At 35.3% G+C, this 309-nt stretch carries 1 protein-coding gene; it reads left to right on the forward strand.

Annotated features, from left to right (window positions below; translation table 11 throughout):
* Positions 1–39 precede the first annotated feature (39 nt).
* Positions 40–309: PrpR N-terminal domain-containing protein (locus PZE06_RS27645; protein ID WP_275792347.1), on the forward strand; the 270-nt coding region annotated here is incomplete at its 3' end.

Consider the following 309-nt stretch of genomic DNA (forward strand, 5'->3'; position numbering starts at 1 on the left):
AAGATAAAAGTATAGGTTATTGCGCCTTATCAAGGTTTGATGGAATCGATAAAAGCGATGGAGGGTGATCTCGCTTCATTTGAGATTATCATTCATATGGCAGACATAACAGAAAGCTTACTGTTGTTGGAGACTTATAAGGATGAAGAGATTGATTTTATTATTAGCCGTGGTGGAACCGCAGACATGCTTAGAGAGCATACATCTATTCCAGTTATTGATATAGAAGTCTCAGGTTATGTTATTTTACGCATTTTAACGTTATTAAAAGGATATCAACAGCCGATGGAGATGATTGCATTTAAAAAT

It is taken from the genome of Robertmurraya sp. DFI.2.37, assembly GCF_029211245.1.
Lineage (GTDB): Bacteria > Bacillota > Bacilli > Bacillales > Cytobacillaceae > Robertmurraya > Robertmurraya methanolica_A.